Annotated in this window: 1 rRNA gene; it reads left to right on the top strand. The window is 57.2% G+C overall.

Going from position 1 to position 3,194, the window contains the following annotated elements:
* Positions 1-51 precede the first annotated feature (51 nt).
* A 23S ribosomal RNA gene (locus ACFQ9Z_RS39265) occupies positions 52-3,173 on the top strand.
* Positions 3,174-3,194 lie beyond the last annotated feature (21 nt).

The raw sequence follows: 3,194 nt of genomic DNA, 5'->3' as shown, positions 1-3,194 counted from the left end.
GTGGGTGGCTGGTCGTTGTTTGAGAACTGCACAGTGGACGCGAGCATCTGTGGCCAAGTTTTTAAGGGCGCACGGTGGATGCCTTGGCACCAGGAACCGATGAAGGACGTGGGAGGCCACGATAGTCCCCGGGGAGCCGTCAACCAGGCTTTGATCCGGGGGTTTCCGAATGGGGAAACCCGGCAGTCGTCATGGGCTGTCACCCGCTGCTGAACACATAGGCAGTGTGGAGGGAACGAGGGGAAGTGAAACATCTCAGTACCCTCAGGAAGAGAAAACAACCGTGATTCCGGGAGTAGTGGCGAGCGAAACCGGATGAGGCCAAACCGTATGCGTGTGAGACCCGGCAGGGGTTGCGCATGCGGGGTTGTGGGATCTCTCTTCTGTCGTCTGCCGGCGACAGGACGAGTCAGAAACCGTTGATGTAGGCGAAGGACATGCGAAAGGTCCGGCGTAGAGGGTAAGACCCCCGTAGTCGAAACATCAGCGGCTCGTTTGAGAGACACCCAAGTAGCACGGGGCCCGAGAAATCCCGTGTGAATCTGGCGGGACCACCCGCTAAGCCTAAATATTCCCTGGTGACCGATAGCGGATAGTACCGTGAGGGAATGGTGAAAAGTACCCCGGGAGGGGAGTGAAATAGTACCTGAAACCGTGTGCCTACAAGCCGTGGGAGCGTCGGAGCAAGGCTTGCCTTGTTCTCGTGACTGCGTGCCTTTTGAAGAATGAGCCTGCGAGTTTGCGGTGTGTTGCGAGGTTAACCCGAGTGGGGAAGCCGTAGCGAAAGCGAGTCCGAACAGGGCGATTCAGTAGCACGCTCAAGACCCGAAGCGGAGTGATCTAGCCATGGGCAGGTTGAAGCGGAGGTAAGACTTCGTGGAGGACCGAACCCACCAGGGTTGAAAACCTGGGGGATGACCTGTGGTTAGGGGTGAAAGGCCAATCAAACTCCGTGATAGCTGGTTCTCCCCGAAATGCATTTAGGTGCAGCGTCGTGTGTTTCTTGCCGGAGGTAGAGCACTGGATAGGCGATGGGCCCTACCGGGTTACTGACCTTAGCCAAACTCCGAATGCCGGTAAGTGAGAGCGCGGCAGTGAGACTGTGGGGGATAAGCTCCATGGTCGAGAGGGAAACAGCCCAGAGCATCGACTAAGGCCCCTAAGCGTACGCTAAGTGGGAAAGGATGTGGAGTCGCACAGACAACCAGGAGGTTGGCTTAGAAGCAGCCACCCTTGAAAGAGTGCGTAATAGCTCACTGGTCTAGTGATTCCGCGCCGACAATGTAGCGGGGCTCAAGCGTACCGCCGAAGTCGTGTCATTGCAGCATATACGGCCAACGCCGGCTGTGATGGGTAGGGGAGCGTCGTCTGCCGGGTGAAGCGGCACTGGAAGGTAGTCGTGGACGGTTGACGAGTGAGAATGCAGGCATGAGTAGCGATACAAACGTGAGAAACGTTTGCGCCGATTGACTAAGGGTTCCTGGGTCAAGCTGATCTGCCCAGGGTAAGTCGGGACCTAAGGCGAGGCCGACAGGCGTAGTCGATGGATAACCGGTTGATATTCCGGTACCCGCTGTGAAGCGTCAAACATCGAGCATCGTGATGCTAAGGCCGTGAAGCCGCCCTGATCTCTTCGGAGTTGAGGGGAGTGGTGGAGCCGCTGAACCAAGCGGTTAGTAGGTGAGTGATGGGGTGACGCAGGAAGGTAGTCCATCCCGGGCGGTGGTTGTCCCGGGGTAAGGGTGTAGCCCGTCATCCAGGCAAATCCGGATGACATGTGGGTGAGACCTGATGCCGAGCCGATTGTGGTGAAGTGGATGATCCTATGCTGTCGAGAAAAGCCTCTAGCGAGTTTCATGGCGGCCCGTACCCTAAACCGACTCAGGTGGTCAGGTAGAGAATACCGAGGCGTTCGGGTGAACTATGGTTAAGGAACTCGGCAAAATGCCCCCGTAACTTCGGGAGAAGGGGGGCCACGCCTGGTGAGAGCACGTGCTGCTCGAGCTGGGGGTGGCCGCAGAGACCAGCGAGAAGCGACTGTTTACTAAAAACACAGGTCCGTGCGAAGCCGTAAGGCGATGTATACGGACTGACGCCTGCCCGGTGCTGGAACGTTAAGGGGACCGGTTAGCTCCACTTCGGTGGGGCGAAGCTGAGAACTTAAGCGCCAGTAAACGGCGGTGGTAACTATAACCATCCTAAGGTAGCGAAATTCCTTGTCGGGTAAGTTCCGACCTGCACGAATGGCGTAACGACTTCTCGACTGTCTCAACCATAGGCCCGGTGAAATTGCACTACGAGTAAAGATGCTCGTTTCGCGCAGCAGGACGGAAAGACCCCGGGACCTTTACTACAGTTTGATATTGGTGTTCGGTTCGGCTTGTGTAGGATAGCTGGGAGACTTTGAAGCCCACACGCCAGTGTGGGTGGAGTCGTCGTTGAAATACCAGTCTGGTCGTGCTGGATGTCTAACCTGGGTCCGTGATCCGGATCAGGGACAGTGTCTGATGGGTAGTTTAACTGGGGCGGTTGCCTCCTAAAGAGTAACGGAGGCGCCCAAAGGTTCCCTCAGCCTGGTTGGCAATCAGGTGTTGAGTGTAAGTGCACAAGGGAGCTTGACTGTGAGACCGACGGGTCGAGCAGGGACGAAAGTCGGGACTAGTGATCCGGCGGTGGCTTGTGGAAGCGCCGTCGCTCAACGGATAAAAGGTACCCCGGGGATAACAGGCTGATCTTCCCCAAGAGTCCATATCGACGGGATGGTTTGGCACCTCGATGTCGGCTCGTCGCATCCTGGGGCTGGAGTCGGTCCCAAGGGTTGGGCTGTTCGCCCATTAAAGCGGTACGCGAGCTGGGTTTAGAACGTCGTGAGACAGTTCGGTCCCTATCCGCTGTGCGCGTAGGAGTCTTGAGAAGGGCTGTCCCTAGTACGAGAGGACCGGGACGGACGAACCTCTGGTGTGCCAGTTGTCCTGCCAAGGGCATGGCTGGTTGGCTACGTTCGGGAGGGATAACCGCTGAAAGCATCTAAGCGGGAAGCCTGCTTCGAGATGAGGACTCCCACCCACTTGATGGGGTAAGGCTCCCAGTAGACGACTGGGTTGATAGGCCGGATCTGGAAGCCAGGTAACTGGTGGAGGTGACCGGTACTAATAGGCCGAGGGCTTGTCCTCAGTTGCTCGCGTCCACTGTGT

The organism is Streptomyces sp. NPDC056580 (genome assembly GCF_042793175.1).
GTDB lineage: Bacteria > Actinomycetota > Actinomycetes > Streptomycetales > Streptomycetaceae > Streptomyces.
The sequence above is the reverse complement of the archived record's forward strand: the minus strand, read 5'-3'. Positions and strand labels throughout refer to the sequence as shown.